The organism is Actinoplanes lutulentus (assembly GCF_003259845.1).
Taxonomy (GTDB): domain Bacteria; phylum Actinomycetota; class Actinomycetes; order Mycobacteriales; family Micromonosporaceae; genus Actinoplanes; species Actinoplanes lutulentus.
Genome location: NZ_QLMJ01000017.1, coordinates 216,033 through 236,171, shown reverse-complemented (window position 1 = coordinate 236,171; position 20,139 = coordinate 216,033). Strand labels below are relative to the sequence as shown.

17 protein-coding genes and 1 pseudogene are annotated in these 20,139 nt (G+C 69.6%); 13 read left to right on the top strand and 5 right to left on the bottom strand.

Annotated features, from left to right (window positions below; translation table 11 throughout):
* Positions 1 to 29: 29 nt before the first annotated feature.
* Positions 30 to 1,223 carry a flavin monoamine oxidase family protein gene (locus tag B0I29_RS47575; RefSeq protein WP_111652859.1) on the top strand — a complete coding sequence of 398 codons (1,194 nt, stop codon included), beginning with the start codon at positions 30 to 32 and terminating at the stop codon, positions 1,221 to 1,223.
* A 76-nt stretch (positions 1,224 to 1,299) separates the two neighbouring features.
* Here B0I29_RS47575 and B0I29_RS32140 read toward each other — a convergent pair whose 3' ends face one another.
* Positions 1,300 to 2,613, bottom strand: a complete 1,314-nt coding sequence (locus B0I29_RS32140; RefSeq protein ID WP_245972876.1) for an FUSC family protein — start codon at positions 2,611 to 2,613, stop codon at positions 1,300 to 1,302.
* A 135-nt stretch (positions 2,614 to 2,748) separates the two neighbouring features.
* On the opposite strand from B0I29_RS32140, the gene B0I29_RS32135 reads away from it, so the two are divergent.
* Positions 2,749 to 3,450, top strand: a complete 702-nt coding sequence (locus B0I29_RS32135) for an AraC family transcriptional regulator (protein ID WP_111652857.1) — start codon at positions 2,749 to 2,751, stop codon at positions 3,448 to 3,450.
* Here the strand turns inward: B0I29_RS32135 and B0I29_RS32130 are convergent.
* Positions 3,435 to 4,007: a dihydrofolate reductase family protein gene (locus B0I29_RS32130; RefSeq protein ID WP_111652856.1), complete on the bottom strand. Its 573-nt coding sequence runs from the start codon at positions 4,005 to 4,007 to the stop codon at positions 3,435 to 3,437. The genes B0I29_RS32135 and B0I29_RS32130 overlap by 16 nt on opposite strands.
* A gap of 58 nt (positions 4,008 to 4,065) precedes the next feature.
* Between B0I29_RS32130 and B0I29_RS32125 the strand changes: the two genes are divergently transcribed.
* The gene (locus B0I29_RS32125) at positions 4,066 to 4,527 is read left to right on the top strand and encodes a DUF427 domain-containing protein (protein WP_111652855.1); all 462 of its coding nucleotides are present in this window, start codon (positions 4,066 to 4,068) and stop codon (positions 4,525 to 4,527) included.
* On the opposite strand, the gene B0I29_RS32120 is transcribed toward B0I29_RS32125, so the two are convergent.
* Both B0I29_RS32120 and B0I29_RS32115 read right to left on the bottom strand, forming a co-directional pair.
* Entirely contained in the window at positions 4,528 to 5,496 is a 969-nt protein-coding gene (locus B0I29_RS32120) for an aldo/keto reductase (RefSeq protein ID WP_111652854.1), read from the bottom strand.
* Positions 5,497 to 5,902: 406 nt separating this feature from the next.
* The gene (locus B0I29_RS32115; RefSeq protein WP_111652853.1) at positions 5,903 to 8,674 is read right to left on the bottom strand and encodes a S8 family serine peptidase; all 2,772 of its coding nucleotides are present in this window, start codon (positions 8,672 to 8,674) and stop codon (positions 5,903 to 5,905) included.
* A gap of 152 nt (positions 8,675 to 8,826) precedes the next feature.
* Between B0I29_RS32115 and B0I29_RS32110 the strand changes: the two genes are divergently transcribed.
* The 5 genes and pseudogenes from B0I29_RS32110 to B0I29_RS32090 all read left to right on the top strand — a co-directional run.
* A complete protein-coding gene (locus tag B0I29_RS32110) occupies positions 8,827 to 9,279 on the top strand; it encodes a hypothetical protein (RefSeq protein WP_146616950.1) in 453 nt (150 codons plus the stop codon).
* Complete coding sequence (locus B0I29_RS32105) at positions 9,240 to 10,199, top strand: hypothetical protein (RefSeq protein WP_111652851.1); 960 nt, start codon at positions 9,240 to 9,242, stop codon at positions 10,197 to 10,199. Before B0I29_RS32110 ends, B0I29_RS32105 begins: the two co-directional genes overlap by 40 nt.
* Positions 10,200 to 10,216: 17 nt before the next feature.
* Positions 10,217 to 10,765 carry a QsdR family transcriptional regulator gene (locus B0I29_RS32100; protein WP_245972874.1) on the top strand — a complete coding sequence of 183 codons (549 nt, stop codon included), beginning with the start codon at positions 10,217 to 10,219 and terminating at the stop codon, positions 10,763 to 10,765.
* 65 nt (positions 10,766 to 10,830) lie between these two features.
* On the top strand, positions 10,831 to 11,040 hold the full coding sequence (locus B0I29_RS32095; protein WP_111652849.1) for a DUF3311 domain-containing protein: 210 nt from the start codon (positions 10,831 to 10,833) through the stop codon (positions 11,038 to 11,040).
* A 34-nt stretch (positions 11,041 to 11,074) separates the two neighbouring features.
* Positions 11,075 to 12,604, top strand: a pseudogene (locus tag B0I29_RS32090) (sodium:solute symporter family protein); the annotation flags it as partial.
* A gap of 462 nt (positions 12,605 to 13,066) precedes the next feature.
* Here B0I29_RS32090 and B0I29_RS32085 read toward each other — a convergent pair.
* Complete coding sequence (locus B0I29_RS32085; RefSeq protein WP_181558072.1) at positions 13,067 to 13,657, bottom strand: TetR/AcrR family transcriptional regulator; 591 nt, start codon at positions 13,655 to 13,657, stop codon at positions 13,067 to 13,069.
* 57 nt (positions 13,658 to 13,714) lie between these two features.
* On the opposite strand from B0I29_RS32085, the gene B0I29_RS32080 reads away from it, so the two are divergent.
* From B0I29_RS32080 to B0I29_RS32060, 5 genes are read left to right on the top strand one after another with little or no spacing between them, the layout of a single operon-like run.
* Positions 13,715 to 15,088 (top strand): MFS transporter, encoded by a 1,374-nt coding sequence (locus B0I29_RS32080; RefSeq protein WP_111652847.1) that lies wholly within the window; start codon positions 13,715 to 13,717, stop codon positions 15,086 to 15,088.
* A 59-nt stretch (positions 15,089 to 15,147) separates the two neighbouring features.
* The gene (fumC, locus tag B0I29_RS32075; protein ID WP_111652846.1) at positions 15,148 to 16,593 is read left to right on the top strand and encodes a class II fumarate hydratase; all 1,446 of its coding nucleotides are present in this window, start codon (positions 15,148 to 15,150) and stop codon (positions 16,591 to 16,593) included.
* Positions 16,594 to 16,600: 7 nt separating this feature from the next.
* Positions 16,601 to 17,809, top strand: a complete 1,209-nt coding sequence (locus B0I29_RS32070) for a threonine/serine exporter family protein (RefSeq protein ID WP_111652845.1) — start codon at positions 16,601 to 16,603, stop codon at positions 17,807 to 17,809.
* A complete protein-coding gene (locus B0I29_RS32065; RefSeq protein WP_111652844.1) occupies positions 17,806 to 18,450 on the top strand; it encodes a YoaK family protein in 645 nt (214 codons plus the stop codon). The genes B0I29_RS32070 and B0I29_RS32065 overlap by 4 nt, the downstream gene beginning before the upstream one ends.
* Complete coding sequence (locus B0I29_RS32060) at positions 18,447 to 20,045, top strand: MFS transporter (protein WP_181558071.1); 1,599 nt, start codon at positions 18,447 to 18,449, stop codon at positions 20,043 to 20,045. Before B0I29_RS32065 ends, B0I29_RS32060 begins: the two co-directional genes overlap by 4 nt.
* Positions 20,046 to 20,139: the final 94 nt, after the last annotated feature.

The following is a 20,139-nucleotide window of genomic DNA, read 5'->3' as shown; positions in this document are numbered from 1 at the left end:
TATGATACGGCGATACCAAAGGAGGTCCGATGGATGTCGTCATTGTCGGCGCCGGCATCGCCGGGCTGATCGCACGCCAGGAACTGGAGCGGGCGGGGTATTCCACGCTGGTTCTCGAGGCTCGGGATCGGGTCGGCGGGCGGACCTGGACGCAGCGGTTTCCGGGCTGCGGGACGCCTGTCGATCTGGGGGCGGAGTGGGTATCGCCGGAGCATCACCACGCACTGGTGACCGAGATGGCGGCACACGGTGTGACTCTGGCCGGGGTGGTCGCGCCCGAGACGGCGGCACACGGTGGGACTTCGGCAGGGGTTGTGGCGATCGTGGAGCGGGATGCCGCGCGGATCGCGTTCGGTGATGCCGCGCTGCCGGTTGACCTCGATGTGCCGTTCGCGCGGTATGTCGCCCGGCTCGACCTCACCGCTGACGCCCGCGCGGTGCTGCTGTCGCACGCGTTCACGCTGATGGGCGGCGACCCCGACCACTACTCCGCGGCCGCGGTGCTGCGGGAGGTGGCCGGTTTCGGTCATCGCTATCACGACGCGTTCGAGGCGCACGGCGTTCGCATCGCCGGCGGCGCCGACGGTCTCGCCCGCGCCCTCGCCCGCGAGGGCCACGGCGAGATCAAAACCAGCACGCCGGTCCAGGCCGTCCATATCGAGCATGATGGGGTACGCGTAGAGGCCCACGACCTCACTGTCACTGCTCGGGCCGTCGTGCTGGCCGTGCCGGTCAACACGCTCGGCGGCATCACCGTGACACCGGAGCCGGACGTGCTGACGCAGGTCAAGAAAGTGCTGCCGCACGCGGGTGCAGCTGCCAAGGTCTGGTATCGAACCAGCGGCGGCGCGGGCGAGATGGCCGGTGACGGGCCGGTCAAGGAGTGCTACTCGGTGCCGGCCCGCGACGGTGGACGGCTTACCGCGGTCTTCTCGCTCGACCGGGAGAGCGAGGCGGCCAGAGTGGAGTTCGAGCAGGTCACCGGCTCGGTCACCGGGGAGCGGCTGGCCGCCGACTGGGTCGCTGATCCGTACGCGCTGGGCACCTGGATGGCGTTCGCTCCCGGTCAGCTGCCGTTGCTGCGAGGGCTGGAGGAGCACGTCGGGCCGGTGCTGTTCAGCGGCGGGGACATCGCGGCCGGCTGGCTGGGCTGGATGGACGGCGCTGTCACGTCGGGGCGGTACAGCGCCGAGAAAGTGGGGCGGCTGCTTGCCGGGGGCTGACTTCGGCGGTGCTCTGCGCGTACCCAAGGAAGGGCCGGCGGCGGGTCGCGGTGAGTGACCCGCCGCCGGGTTTGGGTTAGCGCTTGCCGGTGGTGGTGAGGGCTTTTTCCCAGGCCAGGCGGACGGCGGGGAGGATTTCGGAGACCGCGGGGATGCCGGGGCCCGGTTCGCGGAGGCCGACCGAGAGGGCGGGGGCGGAGCGTTCCAGGGAGCCGGCCATGCGGTCGATGTCGGTGATGATCGAGCCGGTCAGGACCAGGACGCCGGTGTCGTCGACCTCGGTGCGAACCTTGCGCAGGGTCTGTTTGCGGGCCTCGCGGAGTTCGTCGAGGACGCCGTGGAGTTCGCCGGTGTCCTGCATGGCGTGCGCGGTGAACGCTTCCGACGCTGCCGTGAGGACCTCGCCGATCGGTTCGGGCACGTGCGGGGCCTGTGGTGTGGCGGCGGCGTCGAACATCGAGCGGGCTACCGAGTTGACCTGCTGGACGCCGTGTTCGAGAGTGCGCAGGGTCTGGTGGATCGGGGTGACCCGGGTGGTCGGCGTGGTCGGTGACCAGCGGGCCTGGCGGGCGAGTTCGTCGACCGCCGTGACCGCGTCGTCGAGGTCCTCGCCCAGGTTGCGGGAGCGTTCCAGCCAGTGCGCGGCCTCGTCGCGGGTGTAACCGCCCTGGACGCCGGCGCCGAGGCGGCCGAGCAGGTCGGCGATCTCCGAGGAGAGGTGCGCCAGCTTGTGCCGGGCGCGTTCCCGGGGTGTCATCCCGCCGACCAGCGGCGAGAGGATCACGCCGACGACGATGCCGAGGGCCGTCGCCGCCACGCGCTGCCAGACGAAGTCCTCGGTCACGGCGCTGCCACCCACGATGATGCCGAGCGAGGTCAGCGGGACGGTCGCGGAGGCGTCGCCGAGGCGCAGCAGGCGGCCGGCGGCCAGGCCGAACCCGGCGATGATCGCGATCGACCACGGGCTGAGACCGAACGCGTGCCACACGCCGACCGTCACCGCGATGCCGGCGAGGGTGCCGACGAGGCGCTGGGCGCCTTCGCGGACCGAGGCGAACGAGCTCATCTGCACCGACAGCGTCGCCGAGATCGCCGCGAAGATCGCGCCGGGCAGGTGCAACGTTTCAGCAGCCGACCAAGCGATGGCGGCGGAGGCCGCCGTGACCAGGACGGAGCGGGCGAAGGTGGGGTCGATCCGGGCCCGGAGTTTCCCGGCGGTTTCGGTGACTCGCTCGGGTAGGTGGGGCAGCAACCTTCTCGTTCCCGCGCGGACCGCCTTCTCGACTGCGGGTCTGACCTTGCGGCGCAGAAGTCCTGCCACGACGGCACAGAGCGTGAGGCTCAGGACGACGAAGGTGGTCGGGTTGGCGGAGGCGAGCGAGTGGAGCAAGGAACTCGGCTTTCTGTGCATTGCGGCTGGTCTGTTGCTGCAAAGCTATCGCCGAGTCGGTGGTCTTAAGCCGCAATTAGGGCGATTGTGACGGGGGTCGCGCCCAAGAGAGTGATCATTTGTATCCTTGGATCTGTGGGACTGACGTTCACTACGCGTGATTCTGACTCGCCGTGGATCGACACGGTGTGGACCTGTCGCAGCTCGCGGGTGGACACGATGACCTCGGTCGCCACACCTCACTGGGGACTGGTGTTCTGGCAGCAGGACGGCCGGTCGTTCGCGGGCGTCACCGGGCCGGAGACCAGGGCAGGGACCGCGCCGGTGCCGGAGGGCGCGGATTTCACCGGGATCGAGTTCGCGGTGGGTACGTCGTTGCGGTCGGTGCCCATCGAGTCATTGGTTGACCGGGGCCTGGAACTGCCTGGGCCTTTCGTTCTTGACGGCTCCCGCTGGGAGATCCCAGGGCCTGACGACGCTGAGGCGCTGGTGTCACGCCTCGTTCGGGCCGGAGCCGTCGTGCGGGATCCGCTGGTTTCCTCGGTGCTCGACGGGTCTTCCTTGGACGTGCCGGCGCGGACGGTTTCGGCGCGCACGGTGGAACGGCGGTTCCGGGCGGCGACCGGGCTCACCCAGGGTGCGGTACGGCAGATCGCCCGGGCCCGGGAGTCCGCGACCCTGCTCGCCGGTGGGATGCCGGTCGCCGACGTCGTCGTGTCGGGCTCCTATGTCGATGAGCCGCACCTGGCCCGGGCGTTGCGGCGATTCGTCGGGCGCACAGCCGGTGAGCTGCGTACCGGTGGTGGCGGGGCGATCGCGCTTCAGCTGACCTCGTAGATCAGTTTCAGGACGCCGTTCGGGTACGCGGCGGAGTCCTTGAGCTTGAGCACCCGCTTGTCGTTGTCGGCCTCGCTGAACAGGCGCTTGCCCGCGCCGAGAAGCACCGGGAAGACGAGCAGGTGGTATCGGTCGATCAGGCCGTCGTCGGAAAGGCGGCGGGCCAGTTCGGCGCTGCCGTGGATGAAGATGGCGCCGCCGTCGGACTTCTTCAGCGCGGCGATGTCGCCGGAGGAACGCAGAATCGTCGTCGGGCCCCAGCCGTCGACCAGGGCGTCCTCGGTGAGGGTTTCCGAGACGACGTACTTCGGCAGGTCCTTGTAAGCGGCGTGGTCCTCGGAGTCGCGCCAGATCGGTGCGAACGCCTCGTAGCTGCGGCGGCCGAACAGCAGCGCGGTGGTCTCGGCGAGTTCCTCGCCCTTGAGCGCGAACGCCTCCGGCAGGAACTCGACGTCGTTGATGACCCAGCCGCCGCTGCGGTGGCCCTCGACGGTCCCGCCGGGTGAGTCGACGACGCCGTCGAGGGACATGAAACCGGTGTAGATCAGTTCGCGCATGGTCTTCATGGTAGGACGGGTGTCTTGTACAGAAACGACAGCGAGCCATGCTGGGACGATGGAATCGGTCTGGGATTACCCGCGCCCACCGCGCCTGGAGCGCGCCACTGCCCGGGTGACGGTCGTGCACGCGGGGCAGGTGATCGTCGACAGCGACAGCTGCTGGCGGGTGCTGGAGACTTCGCACCCGCCCGTCTACTACGTGCCCCGTCAGGACATCGCCGCTGGTGTGCTGGAGCTGGGCGAGGGGCGGTCGTACTGCGAGTTCAAGGGCGTCGCCGATTACTGGGACCTCGTCGCCGGAGACGTCCGGGTGTCGCGGGCCGGCTGGTCCTACGCACGCCCCACACCTGCGTACGCGGACATCGCTGGCGCCGTCGCCTTCTATCCGAGCCGGGTGGACGAGTGCCGGGTGGGCGGCGAGCTCGTCCGGGCGCAGGACGGTGACTTCTACGGCGGCTGGATCACGGCGGACATCACCGGCCCGTTCAAGGGCGGTCCGGGGACGACGGGGTGGTGATCAGTTCTTTGCGTACGGGTTCGCCCAGGCGGAGTGGTCCACCGCGTTGAGGCGCTGCAACTGGTCGCCGGTCAGCTGCAGGCCGACGCCGTCCAGGGCGGTGTCGAGCTGGCTGACCTTGCTGCCGCCCAGCATCGGCCGGATGTTCCGGCTCAGCAGCCACGCCAGGACCACCTGGCTCCGGCTCGCCTCGGACTCGGTGGCGACCTCGTCGAGAACTTTCAGACGGGCGGTGTTGCCGGGGTGGTCGTACACGTCGTCGATCGGCTTCGCCGGGTTGTCGTAGGCGCCCGACATCAGCGGGGTGTACGCCCACAGATCCAACTGATGCTCGGCGGCGTAGTCGGCCTGCTCGTCGCTCAGCACTCCGAAGCGGTGCACCACGCCGGGGGACAACATGCCGGGACGCGGGCGCAGGTACGTCGCGTTGAGCTGCAGCGCGTCGAACGGCCGGGCTCCGATCTTCGTGGCGTGGGCGCGGCCGCGCTCGACCAGCCAGGCCGGGAAGTTGGAGACACCGAACCGGTCGGCGTCGAGGCCGGCGAGAGTCTCGACGACGTCCTCGATGGGCACCGACCGGTCCTCCTGATGCAGCCACAACAGGTCGACCCGGTCGAGGCCGAGCCGTTCCTGGCTGCGGGCGAAGGCGGCTTTGATCGCGGCGGGTGACAGGCCCTCGCGGCGGTCCGGCCAGGAGCCGGGTTCCAGTGGTTCGGCGCCTAGTTTCGTGGCGATCTTCACCTGGTCGCGGACGCCGGGGCGGGCGGCCAGCCAGCGGCCCAGGATCTGCTCGCTGTCGCCGCCGTGGCCGGTGTCGCTCGCCCAGAAGGAATAGCAGTTGGCGGTGTCGATCCAGGTGCCGCCACGCTCGACGAATCGGTCGAGGAGTGCGAACGAGGTGTGTTCGTCGATGGTGGTTCCGAACATCATCGCGCCGAGGACCAGTGGGGAGTGGGTTGCTTTCTCCATGGTGTCGACTGTGGCACCTGGAGCGCGCTCCAGGTCAAGCGAAAGTGTTGATGAGGTGAGGGCTGTGGTCCGCGTGAGCGGATGAGGCTGGGCATTGGGTGGAGGGCGACGTACTGCGAAAGTGGTTACACCCGTTGTGGGCGTGACCACATCCGCAGTGGGTGTGGGACCAAAACTTGTATGTGCCTCGAGCCGAGCGAGGCCTGGGCCGCTTCATCGTCCAAGCGTCGACAGAGGTCTCGCGAGCCGCCGTTTTGCTCGCATGGGCCAAGGAACGGCGCGGATAGGCCCGGTCGGAAGCCTCCGCAGCGGCCGATGCCTTCATCCGGTGGATTGACAGGCCATTTCAATCTGACCGCCCGGCCTGGGCCGGGCGCACTCGGGTGCGCCCGGCCACTGATGGTTGTCAGGCCGGTTCGAAGCCGGTCAGGTGCAACGAGAATGCTCTGATCGAGCCGGTGTCGGCGTTGGCCCGGTCAGCCACCTGGAATGTCCAGGTGCCGTCGGCCGCCGACGACCGCAGCGCACTCAGCGGTGAGTTCGGCTTCCAGCTGCCGGTGTACGGCGCGTTCGCTGACAGTGCCGCGCTGAACGGGTTCGCCGCGCTGTCGTCGAAGACCACCTGGCACAGGTTGTTGCCGCCGCCTCCGCTGCGGGCGAACAGCGTGGCCGTGCCGCCGCCGGGGGCGGTCAGCGTGCCCACCAGGTCGCCGACGAACGTGTGGTCGAGGCCCACCGTCGGTGAGGCCGCTGTCGTGTTGCACTCGGTGCCGTCGATGGAGAACGTCAGCGAGGATGCGTACCCGACGCCGGTGACCGACACCGTCGCCGCGGCGCCGGTGGGGTCGTTGTCCGGGATCGCCACCGGGTCGCCGGTGTACGCGAAGTCCAGCACCGTCGATGACGGCTGCCCCGTCGGTACGGCCGGGTTGCTGGTTGTCGGGGACAGCACGCCGGCGAACGTGGTTCTGATCTTCAGGGTCACCGGGCGGCCCAGCGGATAGTCGGCGGCCAGTTTCAGGGTGTAGTCCCTGGTCTTGGACGCCCCCGCGGCGATGTTGCCGTACGAACGGCTGCGCGGCGTCACCGTGGCCCTCGGATCGTCGGTGTCGACGACCACGTTCACGCCGGTCGCCGTACCGTCTCCGATGTTTTCCGCAGGAAGGGTGACCGTCGCTGTCTCGCCGGGTTCGAGGTAGGCGTCGCTGTCGCCGGTGGTCGGGGTGACCGTGGGTGTGCCGGCTCGGACGAGTGGCTGCGGGGTGGCGCCGGTGTTGCGTAGCAGCAGGTCGGCGCGGATGACGCCGTAGCCGGTGCGGTTGTCGTATCCGGTGGGCGCGAGGTCCAGCGCGGTGCCGGTCAGGGCGGTCCTGATCTCGGCGTTGGTCAGGCCCGGGTTGCCGGAGAGGGCCAGGGCGGCGATGGCGGCGGCGTGCGGTGCGGCCGCCGAGGTGCCGAAGAACGGGGCGAAGTCGGCGATCGACGTGGTCACGCCGTCCGCCGCGGTGATCTGCGGCTTGGCGCGGACGGTGCCGCCGGTCGAGGAGAAGTCGCCCGGGGTGATCGGGGTGCCGTCGGCGTTGTAGAAGATCCGGCGCGGGCCGTCGGAGGTGAACCGTTCCGGCTGGGACTGGCGGGTGTGCAGGTTCGGGTACGGCCCGGCCGGGTTGGGCGGGTCGCCTGCCTCCAGGTCGAAGGGCAGCGGCTCGGCCGCCGGGGTGGCGGCGACCGCGAAGGCCTGCTCGGCGGCGCTGTGCCCGCGCAGCACACCGGGTGTCGAGAAGCCGGTGAACCGGCCGCGGAAGATGCTGAGCTGCAGGTATCGGTCGGCTCCGGCGAACTTCACGACGGCGAGTTTCTGGCCGGTGCCGGATCCGGTGGCGAGGATCTCGAACGGGTCGTCGTCGCCGTCCTGCACGTCCTGGGAGAACCCGGTGACGTTGCCGGCCCGGTCGAGCACGTACAGGTCGTAGTCGTTGGCCGAACCTTCGAGCGGGTCGGCCCACCACAGGGTCGTCACGCGTCCGGCGCTGTTCGGGGTGAGGCCGTTGAACTCCTGCACGCCCGTACCCGGGTCGAAGTCGTGGGCGTCACCGGCGATCTTGCCGATGCCCCGGCCGGAGTCGACGAAGTCGCCCTCCCAGTTGCCGGAGGTGCCGTCGAGGGTGTTGCCCTCGTTGCCGGCCGAGCTGAAGTAGTAGGCGCCGTCGGCGGTGACGTCGTTGACCGCCTGCGCCGGAAGACCGTCCTGGAACGGGCTCTCGTGGTAGTACACGACATCGTCGACGATGATGTCGCACCCGGCGGTGAATCGCAGCGCCCGGATGTTGTCGGCGAAGCTGACCTCACTGGTGAAGGCGGTGGCAAAACCCAACTGCGCATTGGGTACGAGGTCGTGAATGATTTCGAGCATCGCGGTGCCCTCGTCGCCGGAGCCTTCCTGACCGGTGAGCACGTCGACGTCGGCGGGCAGGTCGCCGGTGGACTGGGACTGGGCGAGGGAGTCGACGCCGTCGGAGAGGGCGCAGACCTTCACGCCGGTTCCGGTGACCTTGTAACGGGTCCGTGCCGTGTCGGCGGCGTGGGTCCGGTCGCCCTCGGAGATGACCGAGCCCTGGTTGACGGCGGCCGCTCTCGGTGCGGCCGCTTTCTGCAGGGCGGTCTCGATCCGGGCCACCTTGGCGCCCTTGGACTCAGGTTCGGGTACGGCCTTCGGGTCTTGTTGATGCCCGCTGATCAGGCCGTGTTTCAGGTTGACGGTGGTGACGTCTTTCCAGCCCGCGATGGTGGTGATCGAGGTGAGCGGTGCCTCGACCAGGACGGTTCCGGTCTCGGGTGACGGGTATCGGATCCCGGCGCCGACGCCGCGGAGCCTGTCGATGAGGTCGTCGCCCACCTTCTCGGCGTGGACTTCGATCTCGGTGGTGCCGGACTTGGTGACCTCGACGCCCGTGTCGAGCCTCGGCAGGGCGCCCGTGGTCACCTTGTTGTTGCGTTTGCGCAGCTCGATCGCGAGCCGGCTGTCGAGTTTGCGCTCCGCCGAGGTCATCGACTTCTTGAGCTGCTGGAGTGCGGCGATCTGGGCGTACGCGCTGGTTGCCGGATCTGCCGGTGCTTGAGCGTTGACACCGGGCGTGGCCAGGCCGACGACGGTCACGCCGGCCGTGAAGATCACCATTGAGCGCTTGAGTACATTCAATGCCGAGCCCCCATACTGACATCCATCGATTTGATGTTCATGGATGTTAGTCGCGTGTGGACCGACGGTCGACATCCCAAAAAATGTCGTAGGGCGGTGCCATGCTGTCGGCGAACGGGGGAGGTTCGGTCGTGGACGGCTTCGTGAAACTCTTCGTGGACTACTGCCAATACGTCGTGCACGCTTCCGGCGACGCGTCCGGCGTGGGGATCTACAAGATCGGCGACGGCCTGGTGCATCCGGGCGGGCCGACGGTGCTCACCGGGTTCTGCGGGACGCACACCGGCTGGATCGAGGCGCGGGCCCGAGTGCTCGACGGCGAGCCCGAGGTGCTGCCGCTCGACGAGTGGGACGCGGTCAGTGAGGCGACGCTGTGGTGTCCGAGCGGGCGGTTCTCGGTGCGCGGGCTGATGGGTGGTTCGGCGCCTGAGCTGAGCGGGATCGCGGTTCCGCGCGGGCTGATCCGGGTGCGGGTGCATGCGCGGGATCGGCTGCACGAGACGGTTCGGGGGGAGGGGATCCGCCCGAGCAGCACGAGGTTCTGGTGTGGCCGGTTGACGAGGACGCCGGGTGGCGCACGGTGATCGATGACCGGGAGCGGTTCTGGGAGCAGAAACCGGGGGAGGCGGCCGCGGAGTTGATGGTCGGGCTGCTGACTCAGGCCGACGACGGCCACACCTTGAACTGGTCGTGGGCCCGCGCCGGCGAGCCGATCTTCCCGGCGCCGCTGACCACCCTGCCGGACGACGAGACCAGCATTGTCCGTTTGCTGGTCAGCCCGGATGGGACCCGTTTGGGCGTACGGAATGAAGGGGTTCCGGGTCGTCTTGCCGTGACCCTCGGGCTTGTCTGGGATCATCTGCTCGACTGTCTTGAGTCCGGTGCCGACCCGGCGCCGTGGGAGGCGAAACTGCAGGCCACGGCGGCTGAGGCGCGTGAGCGGGCCGAGCATCAGCGTCAGGTCGCCGATGATCGGGAGGCGCGGGCCTGGGGTGGCGCCAAACCCACCGAGCGGCTGCGGGAGCTGGACCGGCAGACGCATGCGCGCCCGCTCGCCGTTCTTGACCGCGCGCTGCTCGATCGCCTGGCCGCGCTGCCTGCCGCTCGTCAGAGGGAGGTGGCGATGTGGGCGGCCCGGCGTGCCGTCGAGAATGCCGGCCTCGACCGGGCCGGCTGGGTGGCCGACATCCTCGCCCTGATCGAAACCGGTCAGCCACTGCCGCCGTGGCTCACCGATGACTATGGACAGGCCGCGTTCCGGCGGCTCTTCACCGATCCGGACCTCCCGCACACCCTGATCACGTTGCCGAACGGGCAGCCCGACTTCCTGCAGATGTCCGTGGCGTTCCCGGCCCTGACCGGATTGGGTCATCAGGATCCACTGGCCGCGGCGATCGAGGCGGTCTACGGGGCTGCCATCAGCCACGGCCACGAGCACGCACGATTCCTCCGTGAGGCCCACGTGATGGTCGGCGAAACAGGGGACATCGATGAGCGCGGGTGACCGGTACGGTGCTGGGGGTGACCGGCCAACGGGTGGTGAGCGACGACGAGGTGACCCGCGCGGGGTGCCACTTCTTCCTGCGGCACGGCACCATCACCATGGACGATCTGGCGGCCGCCATGTGCGTCAGCCGCGCCACGCTGTACCGGGTGACGCACGGCCGCGACCGCCTCCTCGGCGATGTGCTGTGGCGCCTCGCGGAGCGGATGCTCGCCGAGGCCGTGCGCCGCCGCACCTGCGACGGTGTGGACGGTGCCCTCGAGGTCACCCAGCGGTTCACCGGGTGGCTGCGTGCCGACGAGTCGTTCCGCCGGTTCATCGCGACCGAGCCGGACGTCGCGGCGCGGATTCTGCTGACCTACGCCGGTGGGGTGACCGGCCGGGTCGTCACGGCCCAGCAGGAAATCTTCAAGGAGGTCGGACTGGACAACGCGAGCGCCGACCTCGCGTACCTGTATGTGCGCATCATCGAATCGGCGCTCTACTCGGAGCTGGTCTCCGGACACAGTGCTGATCTTGGCGTGGCCGAACGCGCAGCGAGGACACTGCTGCTGACGGGTTGTTGAGACAGCCGTCGCAGCTTTGTTGTTAATCATGGTGTAACGCATAGAGGGCTGCATATGGTGCGGCGATGCCCACACCCGCCCCGCGGTCGCGGCACTGGCAATGGCTGCTGGTACTGCCGACCGTCGCGCCGCTGCTCACGCCGTTCGCGAACCGGCTCGAACCGACGCTGATCGGCGTCCCGTTCTTCTTCTGGTACCAGATCGCGTGCGCGGTGTTCGCCATCGTGATCATCACGGCGGTCTACCTGGCGACCCGCGAGGACAACCGTGAGTGACCGCCACGTCGAGGTCGGCGTCTTCCTCGCACTGATGGCCGTGGTGGTGGTTCTCGGGTTCGGCGCGGCGCGCTGGCGCGCCTCGGAAGATCCGCAGACGCTGGAGGAGTGGGGTGTCGGCGGACGCTCGTTCGGCAACTGGGTGACCTGGTTCCTGATCGGCGGGAGCATGTACAGCGCGTACACGTTCATCGCCGTGCCCGCGCTCACCTACGGCGTCGGCGCGATCGGATACTTCGCCGTGCCGTTCGCGATCGTCACGACACCGCTGACGTTCCTGTTCACCACCCGCGCCTGGTCGGTGGCGCGCCGGCACGGATTCGTCACGCACAGCGAGTTCGCGTCCGCGAGGTTCGGCTCACCCGGCCTGGGTGCCGCGGTCGCGGTCACCGGGATCCTCGCCACCATGCCGTACGTGGCCGTGCAGCTCCTGGCCCTGCAGGCCGTGCTGCGAACGGTCGGCTTCGGCGGCGAATGGCCGATGCTGGCAGCCGTCGCCGTGGTGTCGATCTGCACGTTCCGCTCCGGCCTGCGCGCGCCCGCCCTGCTCTCGGTCGTCAAAGACATCCTGATGGCGTGGATGCTGCTGACCGCGGTGCTCATGGTCGCGATGTACGGCGGCTGGGATCGCACCTTCCGCGTCGCCGGCGAACACTTCGCCGCGACTCCGTCGCCGGCCGACGGCCTGCTCCTGCCGCAGGTCGGCCACCTCGGCTTCCTCACCCTGGTCATCGGCTCAGCCCTGGCGGTCTTCGCCTATCCCCACGCGCTGGTCGGCATGCTCGCGGCCAAAGACCGGGCGACGGTACGCCGGAACGCCGCGGCGCTCCCCGTCTACTGCATAGCTCTGGCGTTGATGGCGCTGCTCGGCTTCTTTGCGTTGTCACGAGGGGTGACGCCGGTCGACGGTGACCTGAACACCGTCATTCCGCGGCTCATCCACGAATACTTCCCCAGCTGGTCGGCGGGGATCGCGTACGCGGGGCTGAGTGTGGCCGCGCTGATTCCGGCGGCGGTCATGTCGATCGCCGCGGCGAACGCGTTCACCCGCAGCCTGTTCCGGCCCTATCTGCGCCCGGACGCCACGCCGGCCACGGAAGCTCGGGTGAGCCGGTGGGTGTCGCTGATCGTCAAGTTCGGTGCTGCGGCGCTGATTCTCGCGGTGGATCCGGCGTACTCGGTGGAGCTCCAGCTCATCGGCGGTGTGGTCATCCTGCAGACGATCCCGGCGGTTTTCATCGGACTGCTGACCGGGTGGTTCCACCGGGTCGGGTTGATCGCTGGTCTGCTGGCCGGCCTGGGTGTCGGGGTCGGGATGCTCTACGACATCCCCCGGGCCGACGGGACCGGCCACTTCGGCGGGTCGAGTTGGTCGGTGAGCTTCCTCGGCTTCGGGCCGGGCACGACGGTGTACGTCGGGGTGGTCGCACTGGCGGTCAACCTCGTGGTCGCCGTCGGGCTGACGCTGGTCCTGCGGGCGTCGGGGGTGGCGGCCGGCGTCGACGCGACCCACCCGGACGACTACCTCGCCGACGCGGGGGACGCGAAGCTGAAGCGCCTCGACGGCCTGATCGACGGATTGCCGCGCAAGCCGCTCTCGGTTGACGGGCGGGGTGCCCATACGGCCGGCGCGGTGCGGACCCGCGAGGCGGAGCCGGCGCTGCGGAGCGGCTCGGCGGCGCCGGAGTCGTTGTCGCAGTCGGGGCCGGGGCCTGGGTCTGGGTCTGGGTCGGTTCCCAGTGTTCCGGTTCCGCGTGACGCGGAGGGGTTCCCGAGGGAGTTGGGTGCCTTTTCGCGGGAGGCGAGTTCTTTCTCGCGGGATTCGAGTTGGCTGCCTCCGGACTCGGGGTGGCCGCCGCGGGGTGGCTCAGGCCGGCCTCCGGGCGACGAGCCCGATGACATCCGAGCCACGACGACGCGGTAGCCCCGAGCCCGCAAGCCGGCTTCCGGCCGGCTTGTGCTTACGGTCGTGTTTTCGGCGTTCGAGCGACCGTAAGCGCGAGCCGGTGAGGAACCTGCCCTCGGGTCAGTGGGGTGTGCGGTGGGGGGCCAGGACTCGGTTGATGCGGTCGGCCAGCCAGGGGCCGAGCTCGCCCGTGCCGTCGATCGCCCAGGTGAGCTGGGCTCCGGAGTAGACCGCGTACAGCGTGTCGGCCAGGTCCGCCGCGTCGTCGATCTTCAGCTCGCCGGCGACGGCTGACTCCTCGATCAGGGCCACCAGCTGGGCGCGTAACGCTCGGCTCTGGGCCACCGAGTGGGTGTGCAGGACCTCGTCGGTGAGGTCCAGCTGGAGGAACGCCAGGTTGTTGGCCATGCCCTCGCGGGTGGTGATCGGGGCGGTGAAGGCGATCAGGCCGTCGCGCAGGGCATCCAGAGGGCCGGCGCCGCCTGCCCGGGCCTGCTCGAAGGCGGCGCCGACCGAGCCCGCCTCGCGGGTGGCGAAGGCGACGAGCAGGCCGTGCTTGGAGCCGTACCGCTGGGTGAGCGCGGGCGGGGTCAGCCCTGCTCTGCGGGCGACGGCGGCCAGCGTCAGGCCGGCGGGTCCGACCTCGGTGACGGTGTCGGCGACCGCCTGGAAGACCTCGTCGTCGCTGACCATGCGTGGGCGTCCCGTCATACCGGGCATCCTAGTTCCCGCTTTACTTTACGAACGTACATAAAGTAATTTGGCGACGTGACCCTTCTGCTGCTCTGCGCTGCACAGGCGATGCTGATCATCGACGTCGTGGTGGTGAACGTGGCCGTCCCCGCGATCCGCGCCGACCTCGGCATCCCCGACGAGCGGATCGTGCTCGTCGCGATCGCCTACACCCTCACGTTCGGCAGTTTGCTGATCGTTTTCGGACGGGCCGGGGATCTCTTGGGGCGGCGGCGCCTTTTTCTGTACGGGTTGTCGCTGTTCACCGTCGCCTCTTTCGCCACGGGTCTGGCGCAGAGCGAGTGGCAGTTGCTCGCCGCCCGGGCCGCGCAGGGTGTCGGCGCGGCGATGGTCGCCCCGGCCGCGCTGGCGCTGCTGACGACGGCGTTCGCCGAGGGCGCCGGCCGCAACCGGGCGCTCGGGTACTGGGGTGCCGTCGGGTCGGCCGGCGCGATCGGCGGTCAGCTGCTCGGCGGGCTGATCACCAGCACGCTCGGCTGGCGCTGGATCTTCCTGATCAACGTGCCGATCGGCGTGGCCGTGATCGCCGCCGCCCGCTGCCATCTGACCGAGAGCCGAGCTCGTGACAGAACACCGCTTGACCTGCGTGGCGCTGTTCTGCTGGCCGGCGGTCTGGCCTCGGCGATTCTGGCGCTCACCGTGAGCCCCTGGCTCGCCGTCGTCGCCGTCGTTCTTCTGGCAGCGTTCGCCGTGGCGGAGCGGCGGCATCCGGATCCGATCCTGGACGCGACCCTGCTGCGTACCGCCGCCGTCGGCCGGGCCAATCTCCTGCTTGCCGTCAATGCGGGGGCACTCGGTGCGACGCTGTTCTTCACGACGATGTACCTCCAGGAGATCCTGGGCTATCCAGCTGTCCTGGTCGGGCTGGCGTTCGCCCCGGTCACCCTGGTCGTCCTGATCGTCTCGCCGCGGGCCGGTGCGCTGGTCAGCCGCTTTGGTCCCCGTGCGCTGCTGACCTGGGGTTTCCTGTTGCTGGCCGCCGGGATGTTCCTGCTGGCGCGCCTGCCTGCCGACGGCAGCTACCTTCGGGATGCCCTCGTACCGCTGCTGCTGGTCGCTCTCGGGAGCGGTCTGTCCTACGCCCCGATGTTCGTCGCCGGCACCACCGGCGTGCCCGGCGACCGCCAGGGCGTGGCGTCCGGCCTGCTCAACTCGGCGCAGGAACTCGGCGCAGCCACCGGCCTCGCCCTACTCGGCGCACTAGCGGCAGCAACAGCGGCAGCAGCAGCAACAGCGGCGGCAGCAACAACAGCGGCACCGGCGGCAGGGACAGCGGCGGCGGCCGGATACCGGATCGGGCTGCTTGCGGCCGGTGCTGCGATGCTCGCCTGCCTGCCACTGATCCGAGGAATTCCTGCTAGATCGACAAGTGCACATCGGACGCACTGATCGTGCACTGACGATTGGTCTGCTCCTCTCATCAAGAAACTTTGACGAGGGGAACAGCCATGACCGACCCGCAGCTTCGCGACGTGCCGATCGGCATCAGCGCCACCGGTAGCCGGACCGAATTCGACAGCATGGGGGACGTCGACGTTCCCGCCGGGCACTACTGGGGCGCGCAGACCCAGCGTTCCCTCATCCACTTCTCGATCGGCGACGACCACATGCCGATCGAGGTCTACCACGCGTACGGGTACGTCAAGAAAGCATGTGCCCTGGTCAACGAGGCGGCCGGCCGGCTGCCCGAGTGGAAGGCCGCCGCGATCGTGCGGGCCGCCGACGAGACGATCGACGGCAAGCTGGACGCCGAGTTCCCGCTGTACGTGTGGCAGACCGGCTCCGGCACCCAGTCCAACATGAACGTCAACGAGGTCCTCTCCAACCGGAGCATCCAGCTGCTCGGCGGTGACCTCGGCAGCCAGCACCCGGTCGGTCCGAACGACGACGTCAACATGGGACAGAGCAGCAACGACACGTTCCCCACGGCGATGCACGTCGCGGCCGTACGGATGCTCGACGACGTCCTGCTGCCCAAGGTCGAGGCGCTCACCGAGGCCATCGAGGCGAAGGCGCAGCAGTGGGACTCGATCGTCAAGATCGGGCGTACCCACCTGGAGGACGCGGTCCCGCTGACCGTCGGTCAGGAATGGTCCGGGTACGCGGCCCAGCTGCGCGCCTGCATCGCCGAGATCCGCCACGTCCGGGAGGGACTGCTCGAACTCGCCGTCGGCGGCACCGCGGTCGGCACCGGCCTGAACGCGCCGAAAGGCTTCTCGAAGGACGTCGCCGCCAAGATCGCTGAGCTGCTCGGGAAGCCGTTCGTGACGGCACCGAACAAGTTCGCGGCGCAGGGCTCGCTCGACCCGATGGTGCGGGCCAGCGCCGGGCTGCGCGGCCTCGCCGTCGCCCTCATGAAGATCGCCAACGACATGCGCTGGCTGGCGTCCGGCCCGCGGACCGGGTTCGCGGAGTTGCTGCTGCCGCAGAACGAGCCGGGCTCCTCGATCATGCCGGGCAAGGTGAACCCGACACAGTGCGAGGCGATCGTGATGATCGCGATCCAGGTGCTCGGTGACGACTCGGCGATCGCGTTCGCCGGCTCGCAGGGCAACTTCGAGCTGAACGCGATGCGCCCGGTGATCATCAACAACTTCCTGCACTCGGCGCGGATCCTCGCCGACGGCTGCGAGAAGTTCCGCACGTTCTCGGTCGAGGGAACGCAGGTCAACGAGAAGAAGGTCGCCGAGTACGTCGCGGAGAGCGTGATGCTGGTGACCGCGCTGAGCCCGGTCATCGGGTACCAGAACTCCGCGCACATCGCCGAGTCGGCCATCGCCGAGGGGACCACGCTCAAGGAGGCGGCGCTCGCCTCCGGCAAGGTTGACGAGGAGACCTTCGACAAGATCGTCAACCCGCTCGCCATGGTCGGCGACGGCGTCGAAGGGGCCTAGGCACACCATGGATGACGGCCTCCTCACCGCCGCCGCGGTGCTGCACGCCAACGGCAACGAGACCGAGGATTCGATCACGGCGGTGAAACGGGCCGGCGCGGCGCTCGGCCACCCGCTGACCCCGGAGTTCACCTGGGACACAGCGGCCCTGAGACCAGTGGAAAGCATCAAGGCAACGCCGCTGTCGATCAACATGGCCCGGGTCGAGGCCACCACGCAGGCCATCGACGATCTGGAAAACCAGCGGGTCACGCCCGAGGGCTTCGCGGATCGGGTACGCCAGGCCCGCGACCTGCCCGCCGCCGGAACACTGCTGTTCACCCTGGCCGCCGTGGTCGGCGCGGGCGGGCTGGCCGTCATCTTCGGCATCCGGCACTGGCCGGCTCTGCTCGCCGTCTGCGCCGCGGCGGGGCTCGGCGCCCTGCTGCGGCGCGGGCTGGGCAGATACGGCGCCGGCGCGGTCGCCCAGGCCTTCGCGGCCGCCCTGCTCGCCGGGGTGATCGGCGCGATCGCGGTACGCCTGAATCTCAGCTCCGACCTGCGCCTGGTCGTCGTCTGCCCGTGCATGGTGCTGGTACCCGGCCCGCACCTGCTCAACGGCGCCCTCGACCTCGCGGCCATGCGGCTGCGGCTCGGCACGACCCGGCTGATCTACGCCGGGCTGATCCTGCTGGGCATCTCGGCCGGCCTGCTCATCGGCCTCGCCCTTGGTGGCGAGTCGTTGCCGGCGACCGCGCCGGGCCGGGAGATCTCCTGGTGGCTCGACGCCCTCGCGGCCGGCGTGGTCGCGCCCTGTTACCTGATCTTCTATTCGGCGCGGCTGCGGATCGCCGCCTGGTCGGCCGCCGTCGGCGCGCTGGTCCACGCGGTGCGCTGGTACGCCCTCACCGTCTGGCACGTCAACCTGGCGATCGGCGCCGGAATCGCCTGCCTGCTGGCCGGGGTGCTGCTCATCCCGGTGGCGCGCCGGTACCGCGTACCCTTCGCAGCCGTCGGCTTCGCCGCGGTGGTCTGCCTGATTCCCGGGGTCTATGTCTTCCGGGCCGCGAGTGCGCTCGCGCAGCTCGCGTTCGCCAAGGGTGACGCCGCCGCGCTGCTGGTAACCGGTGCGCAGGACGCCGCGACCGCCGTCGTCATCCTCCTTGCCATGGTCATCGGCCTGCTGCTGCCGATCACCGCCTGGCGTCTGATCAACAACCGCAAGGGCGCGTCATGACCACCAGACAACTGACCACCGGCCTGCTCAGCCTCATCGCCGGCCTCTCCGACTGCCTCGGATGGCTGCTGCTGCACGGCGTCTTCACCGCACACATCACCGGCAACCTGGTGGTCTTCGTCGCCGACGTGGCCCGGGGACGCACCCCGGATCTCGGCCCGCTGCTCACCATCCCGGTGTTCATCCTGGCGACAGCCGCGGCGACCCTGCTGGCGTTGCGCTTCCACGAGGACCTCGCGGTCCAGCGGTGGCTGCTGTGCGGGCAGACCGTGCTGCTGATCGCGGCCGCCCTGTCCGGCGCGAACCTGGCGACGCTGCTCCTCGCGGTCTGCGCGATGGCCCTGCAGAACTCGCTGCTGCACCTGCTCGTGGCACCGGCGCCGTCCACGGCGGTGATGACCGGCAACGTCGTCTCGGCGACGATCGCCCTGGTCAGGCTCGCTGTCGCCAGAGGTGACCGGCAAGCGGCGGCCACCGCGTTCGGCAACACCTGGCCGCTGCTCGCCGGCTTCACCATCGGCTGCGTCCTGGCCGGGGTGACCGCCAACGCGATCGGTAACACCGCCTGGTTCATCCCGGCAGCGGTGTCCCTGGCGACGACCGTATGGCTGTGGACGCGGCCGGCAGGCGGAACCCGATGAGCGCCGCCGGTGCGTGGGCGCCGCTGCGCCGCCCGGTGTTCCGCGTGGTGTGGATCGCCGCCTTCATCGCCAATGTCGGCACCTGGATGCAGACCGTCGGCGGCCAATGGCTGCTGCTCGAACAGCACAGCTCCAGCCTGCTGGTCTCCCTCGTGCAGAGCGCCTCCAGCCTGCCGGTTCTCCTGCTGGTCATCCCGGCCGGTGTGGTGGCCGACTTCCTCGACCGGCGGCGGCTGCTGCTCGCGGCGCAGGCCGTCCAGGCCGTACTCGCCGGGCTGCTGGCGGTGCTCACCGCGGCCGGGCACACCTCACCGGAGCTGCTGCTGGCCTTCACGTTCCTGCTGGGCTGCGGCGCTGCGGTCCAGCTGCCCGCGTACCAGTCCTTCGTCTCGGATCTGCTGCCTCGTACCGAGGTCGGTCAGGGCGCGACGCTCAGCTCGCTCGGCGTCAATCTGGCCCGCGCGGTCGGTCCGGCGATCGCCGGTCTTCTCCTCGCCCACCTGGGCGTTCCCTGGCTCTTCGCGCTCAACGCGCTCTCCTTCGTCCTCTTCGGCGCCGCCCTCGCGGCCACCCCTTCCCAAAGATCAAAAGCCACTTCAGGGGTACGCGCAACGAGCTGGTCCACTCTCGAAGCCGGTGGCCGTTACGTCACCTACGCCCCGGTGGTCCGCCGGATTCTGCTGCGCCTGGTGATGTTCGCCGTGCCCGCCAACGTGCTCTGGGCCCTGCTCGCCCCGCTGGCCGAACGCCACCTCGGCCTTGGCGCGTCCGGGTACGGCATCCTGCTCGCCGCCGGTGGTGTCGGCGCTGTCGCCGGCGCGCTCCTGCTGCCCCTGGTACGCGACAAGATGTCACCATCGCTGCAGCTCACCGTGGCCGGCGTGGTCTACGGCGCCGGTCTGATCGCCCTGGCGTTCTCCCGCAACCTGATCGAGGCGTCGATCATCCTGCTGCCCGTCGGCGTGGCCTGGATCGCGGTGATCGCCGGCCTGAACGCCGCCACCCAGGCGTTCCTGCCCGACTGGGTCCGCGCCCGCGCCCTGTCGGTGTACCAGATGGTGCTGTTCGCGACGTTCGCCGGCAGTGCCGCCGCCTGGGGTGTCGTCACCACCTGGATCGGCCTCGGCACCACGTTCGCCGTCGCCGGATTGCTGCTGCTCGCGACCACGGTGGCCGGGTTGTGGCTGCCGCTGCACCGCACCGACATCGGCGACCGGACCGCTGTCCCGTACGACACCTCGCCGGCGAAGGAGAGTGCCGGCTCCGACGATCCGCTGGAGATCGTCGTCCGCTATCACGTGTCCCCGGAGCACCTGGAGGACTTCCTCGAAGCGATCGAGAACCTGCGCACCAGCCGCCTGCGCATCGGCGCGACGCACTGGGCGCTGCTGCGTGACGCGGCCGATCCGGCGCTGCTGACCGAGCGGTACCGGGTGGCGTCCTGGGCGGACCACCTCGATCAGCACGAGCGCCGGCTCACGCCGTTCGACCGGCAGGTGGAGCAGCGTGTCGACGACCTCGCCGACGCCGTCGAGCCGGCGCGGCACCTGGTCTTCGTACCCGTCCCGCACCGGGTGGCCGCCGCGCGAGAGTGAGAAAACATCCCTCTGGTTTGTCTCGGTTCCTGAAGTTACCTTCCGGTAACCGCACGGTTTCCCATCGATTTCGATGACTGAAAACCGAGTCAGT

What these genes read in the sequence shown, in the direction of transcription:
- B0I29_RS47575 (WP_111652859.1), top strand. Translation starts at nt 30, where the DNA reads ATGGATGTCGTCATTGTCGGCGCCGGCATCGCCGGGCTGATCGCACGC.
- B0I29_RS32130 (WP_111652856.1), bottom strand. Translation starts at nt 4,007, where the DNA reads ATGCGCGAACTGATCTACACCGGTTTCATGTCCCTCGACGGCGTCGTC.
- B0I29_RS32125 (WP_111652855.1), top strand. Translation starts at nt 4,066, where the DNA reads ATGGAATCGGTCTGGGATTACCCGCGCCCACCGCGCCTGGAGCGCGCC.
- B0I29_RS32120 (WP_111652854.1), bottom strand. Translation starts at nt 5,496, where the DNA reads ATGGAGAAAGCAACCCACTCCCCACTGGTCCTCGGCGCGATGATGTTC.
- B0I29_RS32115 (WP_111652853.1), bottom strand. Translation starts at nt 8,674, where the DNA reads ATGGTGATCTTCACGGCCGGCGTGACCGTCGTCGGCCTGGCCACGCCC.
- B0I29_RS32095 (WP_111652849.1), top strand. Translation starts at nt 10,831, where the DNA reads ATGCCCACACCCGCCCCGCGGTCGCGGCACTGGCAATGGCTGCTGGTA.
- B0I29_RS32085 (WP_181558072.1), bottom strand. Translation starts at nt 13,657, where the DNA reads ATGACGGGACGCCCACGCATGGTCAGCGACGACGAGGTCTTCCAGGCG.
- fumC (WP_111652846.1), top strand. Translation starts at nt 15,148, where the DNA reads ATGACCGACCCGCAGCTTCGCGACGTGCCGATCGGCATCAGCGCCACC.
- B0I29_RS32070 (WP_111652845.1), top strand. Translation starts at nt 16,601, where the DNA reads ATGGATGACGGCCTCCTCACCGCCGCCGCGGTGCTGCACGCCAACGGC.
- B0I29_RS32065 (WP_111652844.1), top strand. Translation starts at nt 17,806, where the DNA reads ATGACCACCAGACAACTGACCACCGGCCTGCTCAGCCTCATCGCCGGC.
- B0I29_RS32060 (WP_181558071.1), top strand. Translation starts at nt 18,447, where the DNA reads ATGAGCGCCGCCGGTGCGTGGGCGCCGCTGCGCCGCCCGGTGTTCCGC.